19 protein-coding genes are annotated in these 21,424 nt (G+C 69.9%); 9 read left to right on the plus strand and 10 right to left on the minus strand.

From position 1 onward, the window contains the following. Positions 1-3: 3 nt before the first annotated feature. Both O7597_RS20075 and O7597_RS20080 read right to left on the minus strand, forming a co-directional pair. Entirely contained in the window at positions 4-540 is a 537-nt protein-coding gene (locus O7597_RS20075) for a GNAT family N-acetyltransferase (protein ID WP_281580386.1), read from the minus strand. A gap of 10 nt (positions 541-550) precedes the next feature. Continuing rightward, complete coding sequence (locus O7597_RS20080) at positions 551-697, minus strand: hypothetical protein (RefSeq protein WP_269739212.1); 147 nt, start codon at positions 695-697, stop codon at positions 551-553. 237 nt (positions 698-934) lie between these two features. On the opposite strand from O7597_RS20080, the gene O7597_RS20085 reads away from it, so the two are divergent. The 5 genes from O7597_RS20085 to O7597_RS20105 all read left to right on the plus strand — a co-directional run bounded on the left by O7597_RS20085 (position 935) and on the right by O7597_RS20105 (position 7,326). Further along, positions 935-1,192 carry a hypothetical protein gene (locus O7597_RS20085; RefSeq protein WP_281580387.1) on the plus strand — a complete coding sequence of 86 codons (258 nt, stop codon included), beginning with the start codon at positions 935-937 and terminating at the stop codon, positions 1,190-1,192. 845 nt (positions 1,193-2,037) lie between these two features. Then, a complete protein-coding gene (locus O7597_RS20090) occupies positions 2,038-5,286 on the plus strand; it encodes an RHS repeat-associated core domain-containing protein (RefSeq protein WP_281580388.1) in 3,249 nt (1,082 codons plus the stop codon). Positions 5,287-5,334: 48 nt separating this feature from the next. Next, positions 5,335-5,721, plus strand: a complete 387-nt coding sequence (locus tag O7597_RS20095) for a hypothetical protein (protein ID WP_269739208.1) — start codon at positions 5,335-5,337, stop codon at positions 5,719-5,721. A gap of 587 nt (positions 5,722-6,308) precedes the next feature. Beyond that, positions 6,309-6,494: a hypothetical protein gene (locus O7597_RS20100; protein WP_281580389.1), complete on the plus strand. Its 186-nt coding sequence runs from the start codon at positions 6,309-6,311 to the stop codon at positions 6,492-6,494. 418 nt (positions 6,495-6,912) lie between these two features. After that, the gene (locus O7597_RS20105; RefSeq protein WP_269739206.1) at positions 6,913-7,326 is read left to right on the plus strand and encodes a VOC family protein; all 414 of its coding nucleotides are present in this window, start codon (positions 6,913-6,915) and stop codon (positions 7,324-7,326) included. A gap of 66 nt (positions 7,327-7,392) precedes the next feature. Here O7597_RS20105 and O7597_RS20110 read toward each other — a convergent pair whose 3' ends face one another. Then, complete coding sequence (locus O7597_RS20110) at positions 7,393-8,265, minus strand: aldo/keto reductase family oxidoreductase (protein ID WP_281580390.1); 873 nt, start codon at positions 8,263-8,265, stop codon at positions 7,393-7,395. 129 nt (positions 8,266-8,394) lie between these two features. Here O7597_RS20110 and O7597_RS20115 point away from each other — a divergent pair, with 129 nt between their 5' ends. Further along, positions 8,395-8,826: a helix-turn-helix domain-containing protein gene (locus O7597_RS20115; RefSeq protein WP_281580391.1), complete on the plus strand. Its 432-nt coding sequence runs from the start codon at positions 8,395-8,397 to the stop codon at positions 8,824-8,826. 99 nt (positions 8,827-8,925) lie between these two features. On the opposite strand, the gene O7597_RS20120 is transcribed toward O7597_RS20115, so the two are convergent. From O7597_RS20120 to O7597_RS20140, 5 genes are all read right to left on the minus strand, one after another. Beyond that, on the minus strand, positions 8,926-9,777 hold the full coding sequence (locus tag O7597_RS20120; protein ID WP_281580392.1) for a hypothetical protein: 852 nt from the start codon (positions 9,775-9,777) through the stop codon (positions 8,926-8,928). Positions 9,778-9,913: 136 nt separating this feature from the next. Continuing rightward, on the minus strand, positions 9,914-11,980 hold the full coding sequence (locus O7597_RS20125) for a 3-hydroxyacyl-CoA dehydrogenase NAD-binding domain-containing protein (protein ID WP_269739202.1): 2,067 nt from the start codon (positions 11,978-11,980) through the stop codon (positions 9,914-9,916). Then, positions 11,977-13,188, minus strand: a complete 1,212-nt coding sequence (locus tag O7597_RS20130) for an acetyl-CoA C-acyltransferase (RefSeq protein ID WP_269739201.1) — start codon at positions 13,186-13,188, stop codon at positions 11,977-11,979. The genes O7597_RS20125 and O7597_RS20130 overlap by 4 nt, the downstream gene beginning before the upstream one ends. Before the next feature lie 300 nt (positions 13,189-13,488). Then, positions 13,489-14,808, minus strand: coding sequence for a ribonuclease D (locus tag O7597_RS20135; protein WP_269739200.1), 1,320 nt, complete (start codon positions 14,806-14,808; stop codon positions 13,489-13,491). A gap of 101 nt (positions 14,809-14,909) precedes the next feature. Further along, positions 14,910-15,482 (minus strand): DUF3000 domain-containing protein, encoded by a 573-nt coding sequence (locus O7597_RS20140; protein ID WP_269739199.1) that lies wholly within the window; start codon positions 15,480-15,482, stop codon positions 14,910-14,912. Positions 15,483-15,643: 161 nt separating this feature from the next. Here O7597_RS20140 and hemE point away from each other — a divergent pair, with 161 nt between their 5' ends. The 3 genes from hemE to hemQ are packed head-to-tail and all read left to right on the plus strand — an operon-like array spanning position 15,644 to position 18,851. Next, the gene (gene hemE, locus O7597_RS20145; protein WP_281580393.1) at positions 15,644-16,741 is read left to right on the plus strand and encodes a uroporphyrinogen decarboxylase; all 1,098 of its coding nucleotides are present in this window, start codon (positions 15,644-15,646) and stop codon (positions 16,739-16,741) included. Between the two features lie 5 nt (positions 16,742-16,746). Continuing rightward, the gene (gene hemG, locus O7597_RS20150; protein WP_281580394.1) at positions 16,747-18,153 is read left to right on the plus strand and encodes a protoporphyrinogen oxidase; all 1,407 of its coding nucleotides are present in this window, start codon (positions 16,747-16,749) and stop codon (positions 18,151-18,153) included. After that, the gene (gene hemQ, locus O7597_RS20155) at positions 18,150-18,851 is read left to right on the plus strand and encodes a hydrogen peroxide-dependent heme synthase (RefSeq protein ID WP_269739196.1); all 702 of its coding nucleotides are present in this window, start codon (positions 18,150-18,152) and stop codon (positions 18,849-18,851) included. The genes hemG and hemQ overlap by 4 nt, the downstream gene beginning before the upstream one ends. A gap of 95 nt (positions 18,852-18,946) precedes the next feature. Here the strand turns inward: hemQ and O7597_RS20160 are convergent, their stop codons facing one another. Both O7597_RS20160 and O7597_RS20165 read right to left on the minus strand, forming a co-directional pair. Then, positions 18,947-20,044, minus strand: a complete 1,098-nt coding sequence (locus tag O7597_RS20160; RefSeq protein ID WP_281580395.1) for a lytic polysaccharide monooxygenase — start codon at positions 20,042-20,044, stop codon at positions 18,947-18,949. Between the two features lie 231 nt (positions 20,045-20,275). Then, positions 20,276-21,361, minus strand: a complete 1,086-nt coding sequence (locus O7597_RS20165) for a lytic polysaccharide monooxygenase (RefSeq protein ID WP_281580396.1) — start codon at positions 21,359-21,361, stop codon at positions 20,276-20,278. Between the last annotated feature and the right edge of the window lie 63 nt (positions 21,362-21,424).

Genomic DNA, 21,424 nt, shown 5'->3' on the forward strand with positions numbered 1-21,424 from the left:
CCGTCATCCGTGGACGCCGCCGGCGGGTAGCCGCAGCACCAACACGTCCATCGGCGTGCCCCACGGCAACATCGACCTCGCCACCTGCACCCACCCGGCTCGCTCGTACATGCCTCGGGCGGCCGACTCCGGGTTGGCTGCCAGGGTCGCGACCGGCTCCGGCCGCCCGTCGAGCAGTCGTCGCATCAGCTCAGCACCGACACCTCGGCCGCGCAACCGCGGATGGACGATCCATTCCATGACCGCGAGCTTGTCGGCGGCGTGGATGTCGGTGGGCGGATTCCGGTCGGCGTTGCGCCACCACACCCCGGCCGGCATCGTCCATCCGTACGCCGCCCCGATCAACGCCCGACCCTGGTGGGCGGTGTGCAGGGTGAAGCCCCCGCGTTCGGCCTGCTCGGGTAGGCCGCCGCGGAAGCCGGCCACCTCGTCCGGCCCCTCTTCGTAGGGAGGTTCGGCGTACACCACCGCGTACAGGTCGGCGAGGGCCTCCACCAAAGCGCTGGTAAGGCTGGTGTGCCGGGCGTAGGCGATGGCCATGACGGGCAGCCTATGCGCCGACGCGGGCGGTCAATTCCCCGTACGCGGGCCGCCGCCGCTCACCTGCCGGAACGGCGTCCGCCACCTGCCTGGCCACGGTGAGCAGCAGTTCGTTGCGGTGCTCGGCCGGCAAGCCATCGAGCAGGTCGGCGGCCAACCGGACTGCTCACACCTTTCCGCACACGCAGGGTAGTCGGCAACCTACGTTCGGGTCCGCGCCGACTGGCCGGAACCGAAGGGGACGAAGCGCTACTCGTCGCTGACGTCGTGGTCGAGGCGGGTAGCTGCGGGCGTCCTCAGGGCTGCGGTGACCGGGCCAGCCGTACCTGGCATCCCCCGTCCGTGACGGTGCCGCACGGTCACCGCAGCCTCCCGACGACAGAAGGGGTGCGACGTGCCGGTAGACCTCGAGGTGCCGCCCGGCCAGGTGCTGCTCCTGCTGGCCGGTGAGTGGTATCCGGAGCCGGGTAGGGCCGCCGGGCGCGACGTGCTCGTGTCGGTGGTCGCGGTGAGCCGGCAGGTCGCCGGCGGACTGGTCCTGACGCACGCGCACGTCTGCGACCACCGGCATCCCGATTGCGGACGCCATCACTGCTGGGAGGCGTACGTGCTCGTCGCCGCCATCAGGGCGTGCCTGGCCGGCGCGCGGTGACCGAGGGGGAGGCAGGCGATCGGTTGCGGTTCGTCGTCGCGCCCGACCCTGACCGACACCGCCCGGACCGCCCTTCCTGGGACTGCGCCGGGTGCGACGACGCGTGGCCCTGCGGCACGGTTCGGGCTCACCTGCTGCACGCGTACGGTCCGGACGTGTCCGGCTTGTCCCTGGCGATGGCGACCCACTATTACGACGCCATCGCCGACCTGACCGACGTGTCGCCGCAGGAACTGCACTGCGGATCGTCGGCTGGGTGCGTCGCGGGCAGCCCATCGCGGCGACCCGGTGCATGTGGGTGCGTGCCTCTTCGCCGCCACTCGGATAGGACTGTCACAAGTAACTGGCTGTGATACCAAAGATTCTTATTGACCGGTTTGGGATGGAAGCTCCTTGCAGTTTGTAACTTGCATTGATCCGATTCAAGCACTGCTATAGCTTGTCGTGAAGCAACTATCGGCTGGACGAGCTGTTACGGGGAGCTTCGTGCGCTATGCCATTGTGTGCTGTCCATGAGGGCGGCTGCTGTCGGACTATTTTGTCTTCTCCTGAGTTTGTACGCCACGTGGGCGTTGATTCGGGCGTCTCGCAGAGTCGACCGCGATTTGCTCATTCTCGCGTCGCTGCCGCCGAGTCGGCGGGATGATCTGTCGCCTCATGAGGGTGATGAACTGAAGCAAGTCGCCTGATTCTATCTGCTGAGCGGTGCATTCCCAGTTCTGTGATGCGTCGCGCGGCATCGTGCGCTCTTTTGGCGATTTGCAGGTGATTTTTTGTTCGGCGGGATCGGCCCGCCGAATTTCATATTAGGAGGGTGTGTGTTATCTCGTCAGGTAAGTGTCGGGGTGGCGTCGGTTTTCATCGCCGCGTCGACCCTGGTTGCGCTGCCGGTGCAGGCTGCGCCGGAGGCTGCGGGTCCGCCGTCCGCCGGAATTGAGCCAGTGGTGTCGCCGCAGTCGGGGCCGAACGTGTGGCTGTTCGACTCCGCGTCCCAGCCGGCGGCGCGGGCGATGGTGGCGGGTGCCGCTCCGTCGGTGCCGAAGGGCACCGGGCCGGTGCGCAACGGTACGCAGTTGTCGTTCTCGTTGACCGACCGACTGCAGGCGAAGGTGAACGTCGGCTCCGGGAATCTGCTGCTGACCAGCACGGAGTTGACGCTGCCGGGGATCGCGGAGAACGTGACCCTCGGAGCGTCGTTCAACAGCCTGCTGTTGGGCAGCGACATCGCCAACGGGGCGCACGGCCCCGGGTGGCGGACCCGCTCCGGAGTGGACGTACGGCTGATCGAGGCCACCGACGACAACTCGGTCACCTACGTGGCCACCGACGGGGTGGTCGGGAAGTTCACCGCGTCGGGCTCGGGCTACACCTCGCCGGGTGAGTTCAAGGCAAAGCTGGCCCGCAACGGCACGGGCTGGAAGCTGACCGAGAACGACAGCGGCAAGGAGTTGTTCTTTACCTCCGACGGGACGCTGGACAAGACCGAGGACCGTAACGACAACGTGGTCGACTTCTCCTACAGCGGGGGGAAGATGTCGACAGTGACCTCGAACCGGGGCGTCGGGTCGGTGCGCACGGCAGCGGTGACCTACACCGGTGACCGGTTGACCCGTTACCGGCACACCGGCAGCGACGGCAACTGGCGAGACGTGTCCTACAGCTACGACGCCAACAACCGGCTCAAGACGATCCAGAGTGCGACCTGGCGCAAGGTGTCTTTCGAGTACGACACCGCCGGTGACCTGACGAAGATCCTCATGGAGGACGACACCTTCGTCACGATCACCTACGACGGGCAGCACCGGGTGACGTCGCTGACCCAGGTCACCGACAACGCCACGATGAAGGGCTCCACCACCCGCCTGGCCTATACCAGTTCCGCGGTCACCAACGTGGCTGACCCCCGGCAGGATCTGTCGCTGCCGGTCACCTCGGTGCCGCACACCACCTACGAACTGAACTCCAACAAGCGGGTCACGAAGGTCACCGACCCGGCCGGGAACAGCCGTAGCAAGACGTACACCCCGTTCAGCGACGTCGCGACGAGCGTCTCCGCCGAGGGCGGCACAACCACCAACACTCACGGCGCCAACAGCGGCCAGTCCCAGACGAAGTCCGAATCGCCCACCGGTGCCAGCGCGTCGGCCGCGTACGCGAACACGGCGACCTCGACGAATCCGACGGCGAACTTCCAGCCGTCGTCGTCAATCAATACGCAGGGCAACAGTTCCACCTACACGTACAACGGTGCCGGAAACAAGACCTCCAGCACGGATGCCCTCGCCGCCGAGGCGAAGGTCGACTACAACAGCGACGGCACCGTCAAGTCGTCCACCGACCCCGGAAACGGCACCAACTCCACGACCTACAGCTATGACAGCGACAAGCAACTCAAGACGATGACGCCGCCGACCGGAAACAACCTGTCGGCGAAGACGTTCACCTACGACACCTACGGCCGGTTGCGCACCGAGACCGCAGGGGGCTGCACCACCACCTACGAATACAGCCTCGACGACCGGTTGACGAAGACCAGCTATTCCGGCTGCGCCGCCACCGGGACGGTCACCTACGAGCACGGTGGCTCCGGGAACCTGCTGATCCGTACCGATGCCACGGGCACCACCATCTACCAGTACGACCAGCTCAACCGCCTGCGCAAGCGCACCGCCCCCGGCACCCCGGAGCAGACCTACCGCCCCGACGCCGCCGGCAACCTCGACGAACTCGTCGACGGGCGCGGCACCACGAAGTACTACTACAACACCCGCAACTGGCTGGTCCGGATGGACACCGCCGGGGGCACCCGCTACAACTTCGCCTACGACAAGGACGGCAACCGCACCAACATGTGGTTCGCCACCAACGACACCAACAGCACCTGGGCCCTGCGCGTCACCACCACGTACGACAAATCCGACCGGCCCAAGCGCATCACCGCCACCCGCAACTCAGGCACCCCGGCCACCGTCTTCGACGTGACCTACTGCTACGCGAAGTACGTCTTCGGGCAGCCCTGCTCCACCGCCAAGGCCGATGACACCGGTATACGGCAGTGGCAGAAGAACGAAGCCAGCGGGCAGGTCACCCAGTACACCTACGACAAGGGCGACCGACTCACCAAGGCCGCCAACCACCATGCCAAGACCTACGACTACACCTATGACACCAATGGCAACCGGGAGACCGTCAAGGTCGACGGCACCACCACCCAGACCCTGACCTACAACAGCGCCAACCAGGTCACCACCACCAACAACACCTACGACACCCGCGGCAACCAGACCCGGACCAGCACGCCGGCGGTCAGCGGCATCGGCTACAACGCCGCCCGGCAGATGACCACTGCCACCACCACCGGCACCACCACCTACGGCTACGCCGGCACCGACCAGGTCGAACTCACCCGCGCCGGTGGCATCAACCTGACCTACGGGTACGAAGACCAGCACGGCATGCCGTGGCTCCAGTCCTGGAAGAACGGCGTCAACCTGAACGCCTACGTCGAACGCGACGGCCTCGGCACCCCGCTCGGCCTGCGCATCGGCACCACCGACCACGCCTTCGTCCTCGACGGCCTCGGCTCCGTCGTCGCCGCCGTCAAAGCCGACGGCTCACTGTCCGCCAACTACACCTACGACCCGTACGGCAACACGCTGACCGCCTCGGAATCTGGCCTCGGGCAGGCCAACATCCTCCGATACGCTGGCGGCACCTACGATCCCGCAACCGGCTACACCAAGTTCGGCCAACGTTGGTACAACCCCACCCAAGGCCGCTTCACCCAGCAGGACAACCTCAGCTTCATCGGCAACCCGCAAAAGGGTAATCGGTACGCGTACGCTGGCTGCAACCCAACCAACAACATCGACCCTACCGGCCAAGATTGGTTACAGAACGCCTCGGATTTTTTGACCTTGGTGACCGCATGTGCCGGCGGATTCCAGATCGGGCTACAGCTATCTGTGTTCGTGCCATTGCCGGGAGCGCAGATTTGGCTACCGGCAGCGGGTTGCCTGATCAGTGGTATCTCGGCAATCGTCACGGGCGTCGACTTCCTTTCTCCCGACCCATCGGGTCCCCAGACCGGATAGATGGCTCGGGATCAAAGGGCAGTCCGCGCTGGCAAGGAAGAGGAAGTGATGAAAAACAGCTACGGGCCGGTTTGGCTATGGATCGTCCTGTCGGTCGCGTGCTTCTCAACTGGACTTTACGCATTCACAGTTGATCACCCTTACTTGTTCGGTCTTGCGCTTATTGCCGCACTTGCAGCGATCGTTATGGCTTACCGTGCCGCTAGTCGCCGTAGAGGCCTCGGCCTGGTCGGCCGAGAAGCGGGTCAAGCCGTGGACCTGACGAACAGGGTGGCGGTTGTTCTCGTGATCGCCTTCGGTCTCCTCGCTGTCGCCTCAAGCGTCTTCATGGTCGTGGCAGATGGCAACCTAAGCGCGTACATTCTCGGCGGCGCTGTTCTGGTTGTGGCGTTATTCGCAGTGATCACGGCGGTTACGGGAGAGAAGAAACCCTGACTGCGGTATGCAGAGCTGACTGCCGACCGGGCACCGTACCCGAGGGATCACGGTGCCCGGTCGGCAGCGCAGTTCGGTAGCCGCAGTTCGAAGGCGGAACATGGCGTCGCCAGGGATCAGTCGATAGTAGCCAAGCCCCGCGCCAGCACCGGCGAGGTGGTTTGCGGGCTGGCCTCAAGCGGGTAACGGAAGAAGCAGAGCGCGCATAGCAGCGGCAACTGATGCGTGGCGTGTAGACCGCCATCCGTCCGATGTTGGACGAGCCGTGGCTGTCGTCCTTATGTTGGGTCATAAGAAGAGGGAGCAGGGATGAAAGACACCTACTGGCCGGCCTGGTTCCAGGTTGCCCTTTCAGTCGTATGCTTTCTCGGAGGGATTTGGGCTATTTTTGCAGACCGGCCACTTCTCGCTGGTTTTGCAGCTTTGGCTGGTTTTGTAGGGCTTATCGGTGCCTGGCGTACTGCTCGCCGTCAGCCTCGAGCGGGGCGGTAGGTAGCGGCGGCTGGCCCTGGTTTCGCGGAATGTCGGGCATTTCTGCACCTTCGCTCTGGCTATTCTGATTCTGGTTCTGAAGAGGAGTTGCCGGCTTGAAATCCATTCCCACCTGGCTCTTGTGGACCACGTTAGGTGCGATGGCTGCTGTGACGCTCTCGCAGGTTCTAGCAGGTCTTGATCGTCCGCAGGAGCGTATACTGACGGCTTTTTCTGGCGGACTTTTCATTCTGTCGGCCGTATTGCTGCTAGCTAGGGCAAATAGCGCCGAGGGTGAATGATTTCAGTCCTGGCCCCGGCGGGTAGTGCGCGCCAACTTCTGGCCCTTGCACTGATGCCGTCGATCGTCGAGTCGGGCTGGTGGTCGCTCCGGGTTGCTCCCCGAGGCGTGGCAGTGCGATGATCACGAGGTCAGCCCGACCAGGGAGGGGGGGTGCGTCGATGTTCATCATGATGCTGTCCGCGCCCCGCCTTGCCGGCTGACCGCTCATCCTCGCGGGGCACCCGTAGCGGGATCGCTGTCCCGCCACTCAGCGGACCAGACACGCCAGTTCTGACTGCCCCGACGTCCGTGCCCGCAGCGCCGCCTCCGACCCCGCCATGCCGTGTCGCGCCTCTCGTAGGCTCGCCGGCCCCGGCGGTGTCGGTTGGCGACCGGCAGGGCTGCGACGCCGGTGGCGAACACCACGAGGACGACACATGAGCGCACGGATTCACAACATCGGAATCGACTGTCACGACACGTACGCCCTGGCCGGTTTCTGGGCCCAGGTCTTCGAGTGCCCCCGCCAGCCGGACGACTTCCCGGGTGACCCGGAGGCCATGCTGCTGCCGCCGGGTGGTCCGGAGGTGCTGTTCCTGGCGGTGCCCGAGGGCAAGACGGTGAAGAACCGGCTGCACCTCGACCTGGAACCGACCGACCGGACCCGGGACGAGGAGGTCGAGCGGCTGCTCGGCATCGGGGCCCGGCACATCGCCGACCACATCGGGCCGACCGGTGCCGGTTGGGTGGTGCTCGCCGACCCGGAGGGCAACGAGTTCTGCGTACTGCGCAGCGCCGCCGAGAAGGCGGCGGCCCGGCAGTCGGCGGAGGAAGCCGCGACGGACGGCTGAGCGGAGCGACGCCGGGACATCGGAGCGGCGGGGTGCCGCCGCTCCGATGTCAGTCCGGCATACCGATCACCGGCCGATGCCGTCCAAGGCGGCGACGTCCTCGGCGGACAACGAGAGCCCCGCGCCGACGATGTTCTCCCGCAGGTGCGCCACCTTGGACGTGCCGGGAATCAGCAGGATGTTCGGTGCGCGCTGCACCAGCCAGGCGAGGGCGACGGACATCGGTGTCGAGCCCAGCCGGGCGGCTACCGCCGAGAGCGCCTCGGACTGCACCGGCGAGAAGCCGCCGAGCGGGAAGAACGGCACGTAGGCGATGCCGTCGGCGGCGAGCTGCTCGATGAGGTCGTCGTCGTGGCGGTGGGCGAGGTTGTACATGTTCTGCACGCACACCACCGGGGCGACGGCCCGGGCCTCGGCGACCTGTTCCGCGGTGACGTTGCTGACCCCGAGATGACGGATCAGGCCCTGCTGCTGGAGCGCGGCGAGGGTCTCGAACGCCTCGATGATCGAGCCGGGCTGGGGGCCTTCGGCATCACCCATCCGCATGTCGACCAGGTCGAGGGTGTCGACCCCGAGAGAGCGCAGGTTCTGGTGCACCTGCCGGCGCAGATCCTCGGGTCGGCGGGCCGTCGGCCAGCCGCCCTGTGCGTCCCGGTCCGCCCCCACCTTGGTGGCGATGAGCAACGACTCGGGATAGGGGTGCAACGCTTCGCGGATCAGTTCGTTGGTGACGTGCGGTCCGTAGGCGTCGCTGGTGTCGATGTGGGTGATGCCCCGGTCGACGGCTTCGCGCAGCACGGCCAGTGCCTCGTCACGGTCGGCGGGTGGCCCCATCACCCAGGGGCCGGCGAGTTGCATGGCGCCGTACCCGAACCGGGTGACGGTCCGGTCGCCGAGCATCCAGGCGCCGCCGGGAAGGGAAGGAGTAGGAGTGCTCATGGTGTGGCCCTCTTCGCTGCGGAGACGGTGGCATGTTTCGCTTGCCTGCCTCAGTGTTGGAGAGGAACTTCCCAGCGGGAAGTAGGCACTCTAAAGTGCGTAACCATCCAGCAGTGAGAGGGGCGCTCGGTGGCGACGACGAAGACGGCCCAGCGGCAGGCGCAGGCCAGGGAGGAGTACAACGCGTTCCTCGCGGTCTGCCCCAGCCGCCAGCTGCTCGACCGGATCTCGGACAAGTGGGTGGTGCTGATCCTGTGTGCACTGGGGGGTGACGCGGCTCCGCAGGGTCCGGGAGCGCCGCGAGCGATGCGCTACTCCGAGCTTGCCCGCCTGCTGGCCGGCGTCAGTCAGAAGATGCTGACCCAGACCCTGCGTTCGCTGGAACGTGACGGCCTGCTCACCCGTACCGTGACGCCGACCGTCCCGGTCACCGTCACCTACGAGCTGACCGACCTCGGCCTGTCGCTGCACCGCACGACGCGCGAGATCAGGTACTGGGCTCAGGCCCACATGGGCGAGGTTCTCGCGCACCGCGACGACTACGACGCGGCCACCTCCTGACGCGGCGCCTGTCGGACTCGACCGACCCCGGCGCGCGACGCGAAACGGCCGGCAACAGGGCTGGCGGGGTCTCCTCCGCCGCCCGGTTGCCGGCCGCGGTCAGTCGCGCTGCTCGATCTGGCCGCGGATGGTGACGAACTCGGCCTGGGCGTCGGCGCGGGACGAGAAGAACATCACGATCAGCCCGACGCTGCCCCGGTCGGCCCAGGTGCAGACACCCAGCGGCACGTCCTCGGTCAGGCCGTCGCCGCAGCTGGCCTCACCGCCGAGCGGACCTGGATCGACCGAGGTCATGTTGCTGAGGCCCAGGTCGGCGGAGAGGCCCTGGACCGCCGCGTCGAGTTCCTGCTTCGGGTCGGACATCAGGCCGGACGCGCCTGCGATCATGACAAGGTCCTCGGCGGCCGGGTCACCGTAGAAGGCGCCCACCGCGCTGGTCTCGTTGCTCACCGTCGAGCGGATGTCGCGAACCATGTCGTCGGCCGCCTGCTGCAACTCCGGGTCGGTGTTCTTGGGTCGGCCGGCCAGGGTGTCCGGGGCCACCATCCGGGTCCGGGTGGCGTCCACCGCCTCGCTGACGTCGTCCTTGACCGCGAACCAGACGGCGGTGCCACCGCCGACGCAGAGCACCAGCAGGACCGCGAGAACGATCAGCACGATCATCCCGACCCGGAACTTCTTCTTCGGCGGACCGGCCGGCGCGGGGCCGGGGAATCCAGGGCCGGGAAATCCCTGACCGGTCTGCCCCGGCCCGGCCGGCGCAGGACCGGCGGGGTACGGCTGGCCGGGCGGCGGGTAGGTGCCGGGCGCCGGTTGGCCGGGTTGCTGCGGCGGCACCGGCTGGGCGCCAGCCGATGGGTACGGGGCGGGACCTTGCTGGGGGTACCCGCCCGGGGGCGGATACGGACCGGCGGGCGGCGGGTTCTGGTGCTCGTCCGAGGGGTGGGACATGCGGTCAGCTCCTGGGTTTCGGGTGGACCGGTCATCGTAGCCAGGTGTCGCATCCGCACCAGCAGCACCACGAGAAAGCGATTCGCGGTGGTCACCTCGTCGGGTGACCACCGCGATCGGTGTGGTTCGTCGCCGCTCAGCCGGCCAGGCTGGCCGCGCCGGGTGGCAGGAACCGCTTACCGGTGACCCGCTCGCTGGTGCCGGTCCGGTCCAGGTACGGCGTGACGCCGCCCAGGTGGAACGGCCAACCGGCACCGAGGATCATGCACAGGTCGATGTCCTGCGCCTCGGCGACGACGCCCTCGTCCAGCATTAGCCGGATCTCCTGCGCCAGCGCGTCCAGCGCGTTGCGGCGTACCTGCTCCTCGGTGAGCGGCTGGTCGCCGACCACCAGCAGCTTCGCCACCTCGGCGTTGATCTCGTCGTCGACGACGATCGGCTGGCCGGAGTCGGCGATCCGCTTGAGGTTCTCGCTGACCCCGAACCGGTCCGGGAACGCGGCGTGCAGGGTGCCGCCCACGTGGTAGGCCACCGCCGGTCCGACCAGCTGGAGCAGGGCGAGGGGGCGCATCGGCAGACCCAGCGGGTCCAGCGCCCGGTTCGCGACCTCCAGCGGGGTGCCGGCGTCGACGGCGGCGAACACGGTGCCCAGGAAGCGGGTGAGCAGCCGGTTCACCACGAACGCCGGAGCGTCCTTCACCAGCACGCTCGACTTCTTGAGCTGCTTGCCGACCGCGAACGCGGTGGCCAGGGTGGCGTCGTCGGTCCGCTCGCCCCGGACGATCTCCAGCAGCGGCAGCACCGCGACCGGGTTGAAGAAGTGGAAACCGACGACCCGCTCCGGGTGCTCCAGCTCCGCCGCCATCTCGGTGATCGACAACGAGGAGGTGTTGGTGGCGAGGACCGCCTCCGGCTTGACGATCTTCTCCAGCTCGGCCCAGACCTGCTTCTTGACGCTCAGGTCCTCGAAGACCGCCTCGATGACGAAGTCGGCGTCGGCGAAGACGGACTTGTCGACCGATCCGGACACCAGGCCGTACAGCTTCGCGGCCGTGCCCTTGTCCATCCGGCCCTTGCTGACCGCCTTCTCGATCTGGGCGTGCACGTAGCCCACGCCCTTGTCGACCCGCGACTGGTCCAGGTCGGTCAGCACGACCGGCACCTGGAGGCGGCGGGCGAACAGCAGCGCCAGCTGGCTGGCCATCAGACCGGCGCCGACGATGCCGACCTTCGTGACCGGGCGGGCCAGGCCCTTGTCCGGCGCGCCGGCCGGCCGCTTGGCCCGCCGCTGCACCAGGTCGAAGGCGTACAGCCCGCTGCGCAGCTCCTCGGAGAAGACCAGGTCGGCCAGGGCCTCGTCCTCCGCGGCGGTGCCGGTGGCGAAGTCCGCGTCCTTCGCCGTCTCCAGCAGGTCGAGCGCCTGGTACGCGGCCGGAACCGCGCCGTGCAACCGCTGGTCAAGCGTCTGCCGGGCGAAGTACAGCACACCGGCCCACATGTCCTTGTCGACCTCGGGCCGGGTCACCTCGACCTGCCCCCGGACGACACCGGCGGCCCACTCCAGGGACCGCTCCAGGAAGTCGGCCGGCTCCAGCAGCACGTCCGCGATGCCCAGCTCGGCGGCCTGCTTCGGCTTGAGCATCTTGTTCTGCATCAACGGGTTCTGGATGATCACCTGAGTGGCGGCCGGGATGCCGATCAGGTTCGGCAGCAGTTGGGTGCCGCCCCAACCCGGGATCAGGCCGAGGGAGACCTCCGGCAGCGCCAGCGCCGTCGCGCCGGCCGACAGGGTCCGGTAGTGGCAGTGCAGGGCCAGCTCCAGACCGCCGCCCATCGCCGCGCCGTTGACGAAGGCGAAGGTCGGCACGGAGCTGTCCTTGAGCCGGGCGAAGACCCGGTGGCCCAGCCGGCCGATCTCCAGCGCCTGCTCGCGGTCCGCGAGCTGCGGCAGGCCGGTGATGTCCGCGCCGACGCAGAAGATGTACGGCTTGCCGGTGACCGCGATGAACGCCGGGTCGGCCGCGAGCGCGGCGCTGATCGCCTCGTCCAGGCTGGTCAGGCCGCCGGGGCCGAAGGTGTTCGGCTTGGTGTGGTCGAATCCGTTGTCGAGGGTGATCAGGGCGGCCGGGCGGTCCAGCCCCGGCACGTTCACCTGCCGCAGCAGTGCCCTGGTGACGACCTCGTTCGGTGCGGTGATGCTCATTTGTCGCCACCCTCCTGCGCGGACCCGGTCCAGTGCGGGTTCTCCCAGATGACCGTGCCGCCCATGCCGATGCCGATGCACATGGCGGTGATGCCGTAACGGACCTCGGGGTGCTCGGCGAACTGCCGGGCGAGCTGGGTCATCAGCCGTACGCCGGAGGAGGCGAGCGGGTGACCGATGGCGATCGCGCCGCCCCACGGGTTCACCCGCGGGTCGTCGTCGGCGATGCCGAAGTGGTCGAGGAAGGCCAGCACCTGCACGGCGAACGCCTCGTTCAGCTCGAACAGGCCGATGTCGTCGATGGTCAGGCCGGCGATGCGCAGCGCCTTCTCGGTCGACGGGATCGGGCCGACCCCCATCACCTCCGGCTCGACGCCGACGAAGCCGTACGACACCAGCCGCATCGCCACCGGCAGGCCCAGCTCACGGGCGGTGGCCTCGTCGGCGAGCAGGCTGGCGGTGGCACCGTCGTTCAGGCCGGCCGCGTTGCCCGCGGTGACCTTGCCGTGCGGACGGAACGGGGTCTTGAGGGTGGCGAGCTTCTCCATCGAGGTGTCCCGGGGCGCCTCGTCCACCGTGGCCAGGCCCCAGCCGTTCTCCTCGTCGCGGATCGCCACCGGCACCAGGTCGTCCTGGAGCTTGCCGTTGGCGTACGCCTTCGCGGTCTTCTGCTGCGAGGCGAGGGCGAACGCGTCGGTGCGCTGCTTGGTGATGTGCGGGACCCGGTCGTGCAGGTTCTCCGCGGTGGAGCCCATCACCAGCGCGGACGGGTCGACAAGCTTCTCGGCGATGATGCGCGGGTTGGGGTCGACGCCCTCGCCCATCGGGTGCCGGCCCATGTGCTCGACGCCACCGGCGATCGCGATGTCGTAGGCGCCCATGGCGATGCCGCCCGCGACGGTGGTCACGGCGGTCATCGCCCCGGCGCACATCCGGTCGATGGCGAAACCCGGCACGGTCTTGGGCAGGCCCGCCAGCAGCGCGGCGGTGCGGCCGATGGTCAGGCCCTGGTCGCCGATCTGGGTGGTGGCGGCGATCGCCACCTCTTCGACCCGCTCGGGCGGCAGTTGCGGGTTACGGCGCAGCAGTTCGCGGATGCAGCGGATCACCAGGTCGTCGGCGCGGGTGTTGGCGTACATGCCACCCGCCTTGCCGAAGGGGGTGCGGACACCGTCGACGAAGACGACATCCCGGACTTCACGGGGCACGATGAGCCTCCTATTCGACCACGATCCGGCTCGTCGCGCCGCAGGCGCACGACGGACCGGACAAAGGTCGCCAGCACTGGCGTTTCCCCGATGCTACTCGCCAGTAATAACCCCCGCGCCACCTCCCCCTGTAACCCACCCCACACCCACCCACCCACCCACCCACCCACCCACCCACCCACCCGACCCCCGTCCAGCCAGCACTGCGGGTGATCAAGAAGTTTGCGTCAACGACACGCCGTGCGGCTGACGCAAACTTCTTGATCATCGGGGTGAAACCGGGAGGGCGCGGGAGGGGGGTCAGGGGGTGGGGGTGAGGGCGGTGGGGAGGTGGGGGAGGAGGAGGGCGATCTGCCACTCGCGGGCGTGGTGGGCGCGCAGGGCCTCGGCGACGCTCGCCTCGGTGATCTCCTCGGGGGGCTGCCAGGCGACCCGGCGGATGGTGTCGGGCGAGATCAGGTTCTCCGGGGGCAGGTTGTGCTCGCCGGCCACCCGCAACACCACCTCCCGGCAGCGGGTCAGCCTGCCGGCGGCGACCGGATCCCGCTCGGCCCACCGGTGCGGCGGGGGTGGCCCCTCCACGGTCGGCGTCACGGGCAGGGCGTCGTCCGGCAACTGCCGCGCGTCATCCAGCGCCGCCAGCCAGGTACGCGCCAGCCGCCGCACCGACCGACCACCGAAGCCGGGCAGGGTGAGCAGCGCCTTCTCGTCTCTCGGATCCAACTCCGCCGCCGCGACGATGGCCGAGTCGGGCAGCACCCGGCCCGGTGCCGAGTCCCGCCGAGCCGCGATCTGGTCCCGGGCGTACCACAGGGACCGGACCCGGGCCTGCGCCCGCGCGCCCCGGACCCGGTGGATCCCGGACGTCCGTCGCCACGGTTCGGCGCGTACCCGGGGCGGTCGGGCGCCGCTGGCCACGAGCGCGGCGAACTCCTCGGCCGCCCACTCGGACTTGCCCTGCCGGGCCAGCTCCGCGTCGAGCGCGTCGCGCAGGTCGGTCAGCAGCTCGACGTCCAGCGCGGCGTAGGTCAGCCAGGACTCGGGCAGTGGCCGGTTGGACCAGTCCGCCGCGGAGTGGTGCTTCTCCAGGCTGAATCCGAGCAACTGCTCGGTGAGGGCGGCGAGACCCACCCGCTCGAAGCCGGCCAGCCGCGCCGCCAGCTCGGTGTCGAACAACCGGCGTGGCCGCAGTCCCAGCTCCGCGAGGCAGGGCAGATCCTGGTTCGCCGCGTGCAGCACCCACTCCGTCCCGGCGATCGCGGCGTCGAGGGCGCTCAGGTCGGGCAGCGGCAGGGGGTCGATCAGCGCGGTACCGGCACCGGCGCGGCGTAGCTGCACCAGGTACGCGCGCTGGCTGTACCGGTAGCCGGAGGCGCGTTCGGCGTCCAGGGCCACCGGGCCGGCACCGCTGGCGAATCGCGCCACCACCTCGGCGAGCTGATCCGGGGTGGCGACTGGTTCGGGGGTGCCCTCGCGGGGCGCGGTCAGCGGCACGGACTCGCCGCCGGTGGGCTCGGTCCCCGCGTCCGAGGGCTCCGACCGCGCCGACGGCGGGTGCTGCGTGTCGTTTCCCGTACGGCTTGCGGCGGCCCGACGGCGCAGGGGTGGTTCGTCGGTCACCTGCCAACCCTAGTGCGCGAGTGGATCGAGTGCCGCCACCCGCCCCGCCGCGTGTCGGCCGCCCGGCCGGGACCGGCGCGGCCGGCACCGGGCAGGCCGGCTCAGCCGGTGGCGGCCGGGCGGCGCTCCGGCAGGGCGGTGACGCCGGGCGGCGGCAGGCCGGCGGTGGAGGCCAGCAGGGTGCACCAGGCGTCCAGGTGGGCAGCGAGGTCGACGCCGGTCGGCGTCCAGGAGGCGCGGATCTCCACGTCGCCGGTCGCGGGCGGGCCGGCCAGCTCACCGAACCGGGTCGACATCGTCTGCGTGATCGTCCCGCCGATGGCCCGGTACCCGGCGTCCTGGGCGTCGAGAGCGTCGGTGAGCCAGGTCCATCCCACCCCGGGCAGCAGCGGGTCGGCGGCGAGGTCCACCTCCATCTCGGCGGTCACGTAGGTGACCAGCCGCAGCGTGCCCTGCCACGCCTCGTGCCCCGCCGGATCGTGCAGCAGGATCAGCCGCCCGCTGGCCACCTCGTCGCCGTCGCGCAGCACGGACGCGGAGAGTGCGAAGGAGTAGGGGGCCAGCCGCTGGGGTGCCCCCACCTCCTCCAGCAGGATCTCCGGCCGGGGCGTCGCCGACCGGAGCCCCGCGACCGCGCGGGCGAACGTGTCCGGAAGCGCGATCGGGGGGGCCATGCCCCGCAGCCTAAGCCGCCGTACCGGTTCGGTCGCGTCGGCACGCCGAGATCGGCACCCCGGTGATCCACGACTGTCGACGGCGTTGGTCTTCCCCTTCCACGTCACAAAGGTGGCGGTGGGCGGGGGGTGGCGATCGGCCGCGTGGCACGATTGCCGCGATGACCACCGACACCACGGGCACCGCCGCCCGAGACGACGAACCCCGCCCCGGCGGGCCCGCCGATTCGCCCTTCGTGCGGGCGTGCCGCCGCCGGCCGGTGCCGCACACCCCGGTCTGGTTCATGCGGCAGGCGGGCCGGTCGCTGCCGGAGTACCGCGAGATCCGGGCCAACGTGGCGATGCTGGAGTCCTGCCGCCGGCCCGACCTGGTCACCGAGATCACCCTTCAGCCGGTACGCCGGCACGACGTGGACGCGGCGATCCTGTTCAGCGACATCGTGGTGCCGGTGGCCGCCGCCGGGGTCGATCTGGACATCGTGCCCGGCACCGGTCCGGTGGTGGCCGAGCCGGTGCGGACCGCCGCCGACGTCGAACGGATCCGGCTCATCGGCCGCGACGACGTCGACTACGTCGACGAGGCGGTCCGGCTGCTGGTCAAGGAGTTGGGCGACACTCCGCTGATCGGCTTCGCCGGGGCCCCATTCACGCTGGCCAGCTACCTGGTGGAGGGTGGTCCGTCGCGTACCCACGCCAAGACCAAGGCGCTGATGCACGGTGAGCCGGAGCTGTGGCACGCCCTCGCCGGCCGGCTGGCCGAGGTGACCCTGGCGTTCCTGCGGGTGCAGATCGAGGCCGGTGTGTCGGCGGTGCAGCTGTTCGACTCGTGGGCCGGCGCGCTCTCCGAGGCCGACTACCGCCGGTTCGTGCTGCCCCACTCGACGAAGGTGCTGACCGGGCTCGCCGACACCGGTGTGCCCCGGATCCACTTCGGGGTGGGCACCGCCGAACTGCTCGGCGCGATGGGTGAGGCCGGCGCCGACGTGGTCGGCGTCGACTGGCGTACGCCGCTGGACGTCGCGACCCGCCGGATCGGGCCGGAGCGGGCGGTGCAGGGCAACCTCGACCCGACCCTGCTGCTGGCACCGTGGCCGGTGGTGGAGGCGGAGGTGCGCCGGATCCTGGAGCAGGGCCGGGCCGCGCCGGGACACGTGTTCAACCTCGGCCACGGCGTGCTGCCGGAGACCGACCCGGAGGTGTTGACCCGGGTGGTCGCCCTGGTGCACGAACTGTCCGCGCGACCGGTCGACCGGGGCTGACCGCCGTGCCGAGGCGGCGGGTGGCGGTGGTCGGCGGCGGTGTCGCCGGCCTGGCCGCCGCGGTCCGGTTGCGCGACCGCGCCCCCGCCGACGTCGACATCACCGTGTACGAGCAGTCCGGCGACCTCGGTGGCAAGCTGCGCACCGGCGAGTTGGCCGGCGGGCCGGTCGAGTTCGGCGCCGAGTCGTTCCTGATGCGCGACCCGGCCGGCGGGGAGTCCGCCGCCGTGGCCCTGATCCGCCGGCTCGGCCTGGCGGGACGGATCGTGCACCCGAGCGTCGGGCAGGCGGCGTTGGCCGTCGACGGCGGGCTGCGCCCGATCCCGGGCGGCACGCTTGTCGGCGTACCCGGTGATCTGGAGAAGGTGGCGGCGGTGGCGCGGCCGACCCCGGCGGCCGACCGCGACGGCGGTGGGCCCCTGCTCGGTGCCGACCAGGACATCGCGGTGGGGGCACTGGTCCGCGCGAGGTTCGGTGACGAGGTGGTCGACCGGCTGGTCGACCCGATGCTCGGCGGGGTGTACGCGGGCCGCGCCGACGACCTGTCCCTGGTCACCACCATGCCGGCGCTGGCCCGGGCCGCCCGGGTGGAACACACGCTGCTGGCGGCCGTGCGCGCGGCGCAGGCCGCCGCGCCGCGCGCCCCCGGTGAGCCGGTCTTCGGCACCCTCGACGGCGGGCTGAGCACCCTGGTCGACGCGACGGTGACGACCAGCGGCGCGACGATCCACCGCCACGCGGCGGTACGCGAACTCACCCCGACCGGCGCCGGTTGGCGGCTGACCGTCGGTCCGACCCGCGACCCGGAGCACGTCGACGTGGACGCGGTCGTGCTCGCGGTGCCGGCCCGACCGGCGGCGCGGCTGCTCGCCGACGTCGCCCCGGAGGCGGCGAAGGAGATCGGCGGGCTGGACTACGCGAGCGTCGCACTGGTCACCCTGGCGCTGCCCGCAGCGGTGCTGCCGGACCTCTCCGGCTTCCTGGTGCCCGCCACCGAAGGACTGCTGGTCAAGGCGGCCACCTTCTTCACCACCAAGTGGGGGCACCTGCGCCGGCCGGACGGGGTGGCCCTGGTGCGCGCCTCGGTCGGCCGGTACGGCGACGAGGAGCAACTCCAGCGCCCCGACGAGGACCTCGCCGCCACCGTGCACCGGGAGGTGTCGGCGGTGCTGGGTGCCCCGCTGCCCGCCCCGGTCGCCGGGCACGTGCAGCGCTGGGGCGGCGCGCTGCCGCAGTACACCCCCGGTCATCTCGACCGGGTGGTCGCCGCCCGTTCGGCGCTGCGGGCGGCACATCCGACGCTGCGGCTGGCCGGTGCCGGCTACGACGGGGTCGGCATCCCGGTCTGCGTCCGCTCCGGTGAGACGGCGGCCGAGGAGATCATCACGGCACTGGAAGGATCGGGGAGATGACCGAGCAGAGCAACGCGGCCCGACTGAAGGAACTCAACTCCACCATCCGCTACACCATGTGGTCGGTGTTCCGGGCCAGCGCGCCGCTGCCGTCGCTGCGGGACAACGTCACCGGCGAGGTCGAGTCGCTGATTGAGGAGTTGGCCGGCAAAGACGTGGTGGTGCGCGGCACCTACGACGTTTCCGGGCTGCGCGCCGACGCCGACCTGATGGTCTGGTGGCACTCCGCGTCGAGCGACGCGCTCCAGGACGCGTACCTGCGGTTGCGGCGGACCGCCCTGGGCCGGGCGATGACCCCGGTCTGGTCGCAGATGGCGCTGCACCGGCCGGCCGAGTTCAACAAGAGCCACATCCCGGCGTTCCTGGCCGGCGAGGAGGCCCGCGCCTACCTCTGCGTCTACCCGTTCGTCCGGTCGTACGACTGGTACCTGCTGCCCGACGCCGAGCGGCGGGAGTTGCTCGCCGAGCACGGCAAGATGGCCCGCGGCTACCCGGACGTACGGGCCAACACGGTGGCCTCGTTCGCGCTCGGCGACTACGAGTGGATGCTGGCCTTCGAGGCCGACGAGTTGCACCGGATCGTCGACCTGATGCGTGACCTACGAGCCTCCCGCGCCCGGTTGCACGTCCGCGAGGAGGTGCCGTTCTACACCGGCCGTCGTCGCTCGGTCGCCGACATCGTCTCCGCGCTGGCCTGAGGCGCCGGCCGGCTGGCCGGTGCTGGCCTGCCGAACTGGCCGGCTGATCCGGGCGGGGCCGCGCCCGAGGGAGTGTGGCGCGGCCCCGGCCGGGGTCAGGAGGTGGCGGTGCAGGTCACGGTTGGTGTGGTCGTGCTGCTGCCGGAGGCCAGGAAGCCGAAGCTGGTGCTGGCGCCGGCACCGAGGTTGCCGTTGTAGCTGACGTTGGTGGCGGTCACGGTGGAGCCGCTGGAGGTCAGGGTGGCGTTCCAGGCCTGGTTGACCTGTTGTCCGCTGCTGTTGGTCCAGGTCACCCGCCAGCCGCGGATGGCGGCGTTGCCGGCGGTCACCTGCACCTCACCCTGGAATCCGCCGGACCAGGTCGAGGTGACCCGGTAGGTCGCCGAGCAGGCCCCCGTCACCGGCGGGTTGGTGGTCGGCGGCGTGGTGGTCGGCGGGGTCGTCGTGGGTGGCGTGGTGGTCGGCGGCGTGGTCGTGGGTGGCGTGGTGGTCGGCGGGGTGGTGCCGCCACCGAACTGGACGTCGCTGCAGTGGTAGTACGACTGGTCGAAGTGGCTGGCCTGCCAGACGGTGAAGATGATGTGCCGGCCGGTGCGGCCGGGCGCGTTCACCGGAATCTGGATCGACACTCCGTCGACCTCCCGTTGCCACTGCGACGCGGGCGTGTTGCCGATCTGGCCGACCAGTTCCAGGTCGGACCAGGCCAGTGGCTTGGTGAGCGTGTCCACACCCTGGCGGGTGGCGTACACCCGGAGGTAGTCGGCACCGTGGCTGGCCTGGTCGAAGAATTTCAACTGGAAGCTGTTGGGGACCGGGGTGGTCTTCCAGGCGCCGAGCGTGTCGAGGGCGTTGTAGCGACCGCCCTCGGCCCGCCCACCGGAGCAGAGCTGGCCGTTCGGTACGGCCGCCTGGTGGTTGCCGCCCACACCCTCGCGGAGTTGGCCGTTCCAGTTCCACATGGCGTTCGGGTTGGCCTGCCAGGCCTGCCAACACATCGGGTCCTCGGTGGCCATCCGCGGGTTCATGTGGTCGCCGCCCCAGCGCTCCCAGCAGCCGTAGGCGCGGGAACCCGGGTTGACCGTGGCACCGTGTGCGGAGGCGGGGTTGGTCAGCGCGGTGCTGAGCAGCAACAGGGCGACGGCGGCGACGGCCAGCAGCCAGGCAGCGCGTGGTGATCTGAGTACGTTCGACATGGAGCTCCCCAAGGGAATCGTCAGTTCGCGACTGCGCCCGGACGCTCGGGAGTTGCCTCTCCCGTGGTCGATCAGCGTTGCCCTGTGGTGTTGGCTCCGGAGGAAGCGTGCCACGGGGGATCGGCGTACGTCAACGCGGGAAGCGCCCTCCGCAGCGGGGACGGCACCGCTGTCGCTCGTTGAGCCGGGCGGGGCCGCGCCCGAGGGAGTGTGGCGCGGCCCCGGCCGGGGTCAGGAGGTGGCGGTGCAGGTCACGGTTGGTGTGGTCGTGCTGCTGCCGGAGGCCAGGAAGCCGAAGCTGGTGCTGGCGCCGGCACCGAGGTTGCCGTTGTAGCTGACGTTGGTGGCGGTCACGGTGGAGCCGCTGGAGGTCAGGGTGGCGTTCCAGGCCTGGTTGACCTGTTGTCCGCTGCTGTTGGTCCAGGTCACCCGCCAGCCGCGGATGGCGGCGTTGCCGGCGGTCACCTGCACCTCACCCTGGAATCCGCCGGACCAGGTCGAGGTGACCCGGTAGGTCGCCGAGCAGGCCCCCGTCACCGGCGGGTTGGTGGTCGGCGGGGTCGTCGTGGTCGGTGGGGGCGTGGTGGGCGGCGTGGTCGGTGGGGGCGTGGTGGGCGGAGGGTTGGATCCGCCGCCGAACTGCACGTCGCTGCAGATGTAGTACGACTGGTCGGAGTGACTGGCCTGCCAGATCGTGTAGATGACGTGCCGGCCGGTGCGCCCCGGGGCGTTGACCGGGATCTCGATGGAGACCCCACCGGGCTCCTGCTGCCACTGCGAGGCCGGCGTGTTGCCGATCTGGCCGACCAGTTCCAGGTGCGACCAGGCCAGCGGCGTGGTCAGCGCGTCGTAGCCCTGCCGGGTGGCGTACACCCGGATGTAGTCGGCACCATGGCTGGCCTGGTCGTAGAACTTCAGCCGGAAGCTGTTGCCGACCGAGGTGGTCCGCCAGGCACCCGGCACGTCCATCGCCCGGTAGCGCCCGTTCTCGGTGCGTCCGCCGGAGCAGAGCTGGCCGTTCGGGATGGCGGCCTGGTGGTTGCCGGCCACGCCCTCGCGGTAGAGGCCGTTCCAGTTCCACATGGCGTTGGTGTCGGTCTGCCACGCCTGCCAGCACATCGGGTCCTCGGTGGCCATCCGTGGGTTCTGGAAGTCACCGCCCCAGCGTTGCCAGCAGCCGTAATTGCGGGAGATGGGGTTGGCCACCGAGCCGTGCGCGGCGGCGGGTCGCACGTATGCCGTGGAGAGCAGCAGCGTGGCGACGGCCGCGACGGCCAGCAGCCAGAGCGCCCGTGATGATCTGAGCGAGTTGGACATGGAGCCCCCAGGGGGAGTCGTCGGATTTCGACATCGCCCGGACGCTCGGGAGTTGCCCTCTCC

The organism is Verrucosispora sp. WMMC514 (assembly GCF_027497295.1).
GTDB lineage: Bacteria > Actinomycetota > Actinomycetes > Mycobacteriales > Micromonosporaceae > Micromonospora > Micromonospora palythoicola.

What these genes read in the sequence shown, in the direction of transcription:
- O7597_RS20140 (WP_269739199.1), bottom strand. Translation starts at nt 15,482, where the DNA reads ATGGCCCCCCCGATCGCGCTTCCGGACACGTTCGCCCGCGCGGTCGCG.
- O7597_RS20110 (WP_281580390.1), bottom strand. Translation starts at nt 8,265, where the DNA reads ATGAGCACTCCTACTCCTTCCCTTCCCGGCGGCGCCTGGATGCTCGGC.
- O7597_RS20125 (WP_269739202.1), bottom strand. Translation starts at nt 11,980, where the DNA reads ATGAGCATCACCGCACCGAACGAGGTCGTCACCAGGGCACTGCTGCGG.
- hemQ (WP_269739196.1), top strand. Translation starts at nt 18,150, where the DNA reads ATGACCGAGCAGAGCAACGCGGCCCGACTGAAGGAACTCAACTCCACC.
- O7597_RS20120 (WP_281580392.1), bottom strand. Translation starts at nt 9,777, where the DNA reads ATGTCCCACCCCTCGGACGAGCACCAGAACCCGCCGCCCGCCGGTCCG.
- O7597_RS20160 (WP_281580395.1), bottom strand. Translation starts at nt 20,044, where the DNA reads ATGTCGAACGTACTCAGATCACCACGCGCTGCCTGGCTGCTGGCCGTC.
- O7597_RS20165 (WP_281580396.1), bottom strand. Translation starts at nt 21,361, where the DNA reads ATGTCCAACTCGCTCAGATCATCACGGGCGCTCTGGCTGCTGGCCGTC.
- O7597_RS20075 (WP_281580386.1), bottom strand. Translation starts at nt 540, where the DNA reads ATGGCCATCGCCTACGCCCGGCACACCAGCCTTACCAGCGCTTTGGTG.
- hemE (WP_281580393.1), top strand. Translation starts at nt 15,644, where the DNA reads ATGACCACCGACACCACGGGCACCGCCGCCCGAGACGACGAACCCCGC.
- O7597_RS20105 (WP_269739206.1), top strand. Translation starts at nt 6,913, where the DNA reads ATGAGCGCACGGATTCACAACATCGGAATCGACTGTCACGACACGTAC.
- O7597_RS20095 (WP_269739208.1), top strand. Translation starts at nt 5,335, where the DNA reads ATGAAAAACAGCTACGGGCCGGTTTGGCTATGGATCGTCCTGTCGGTC.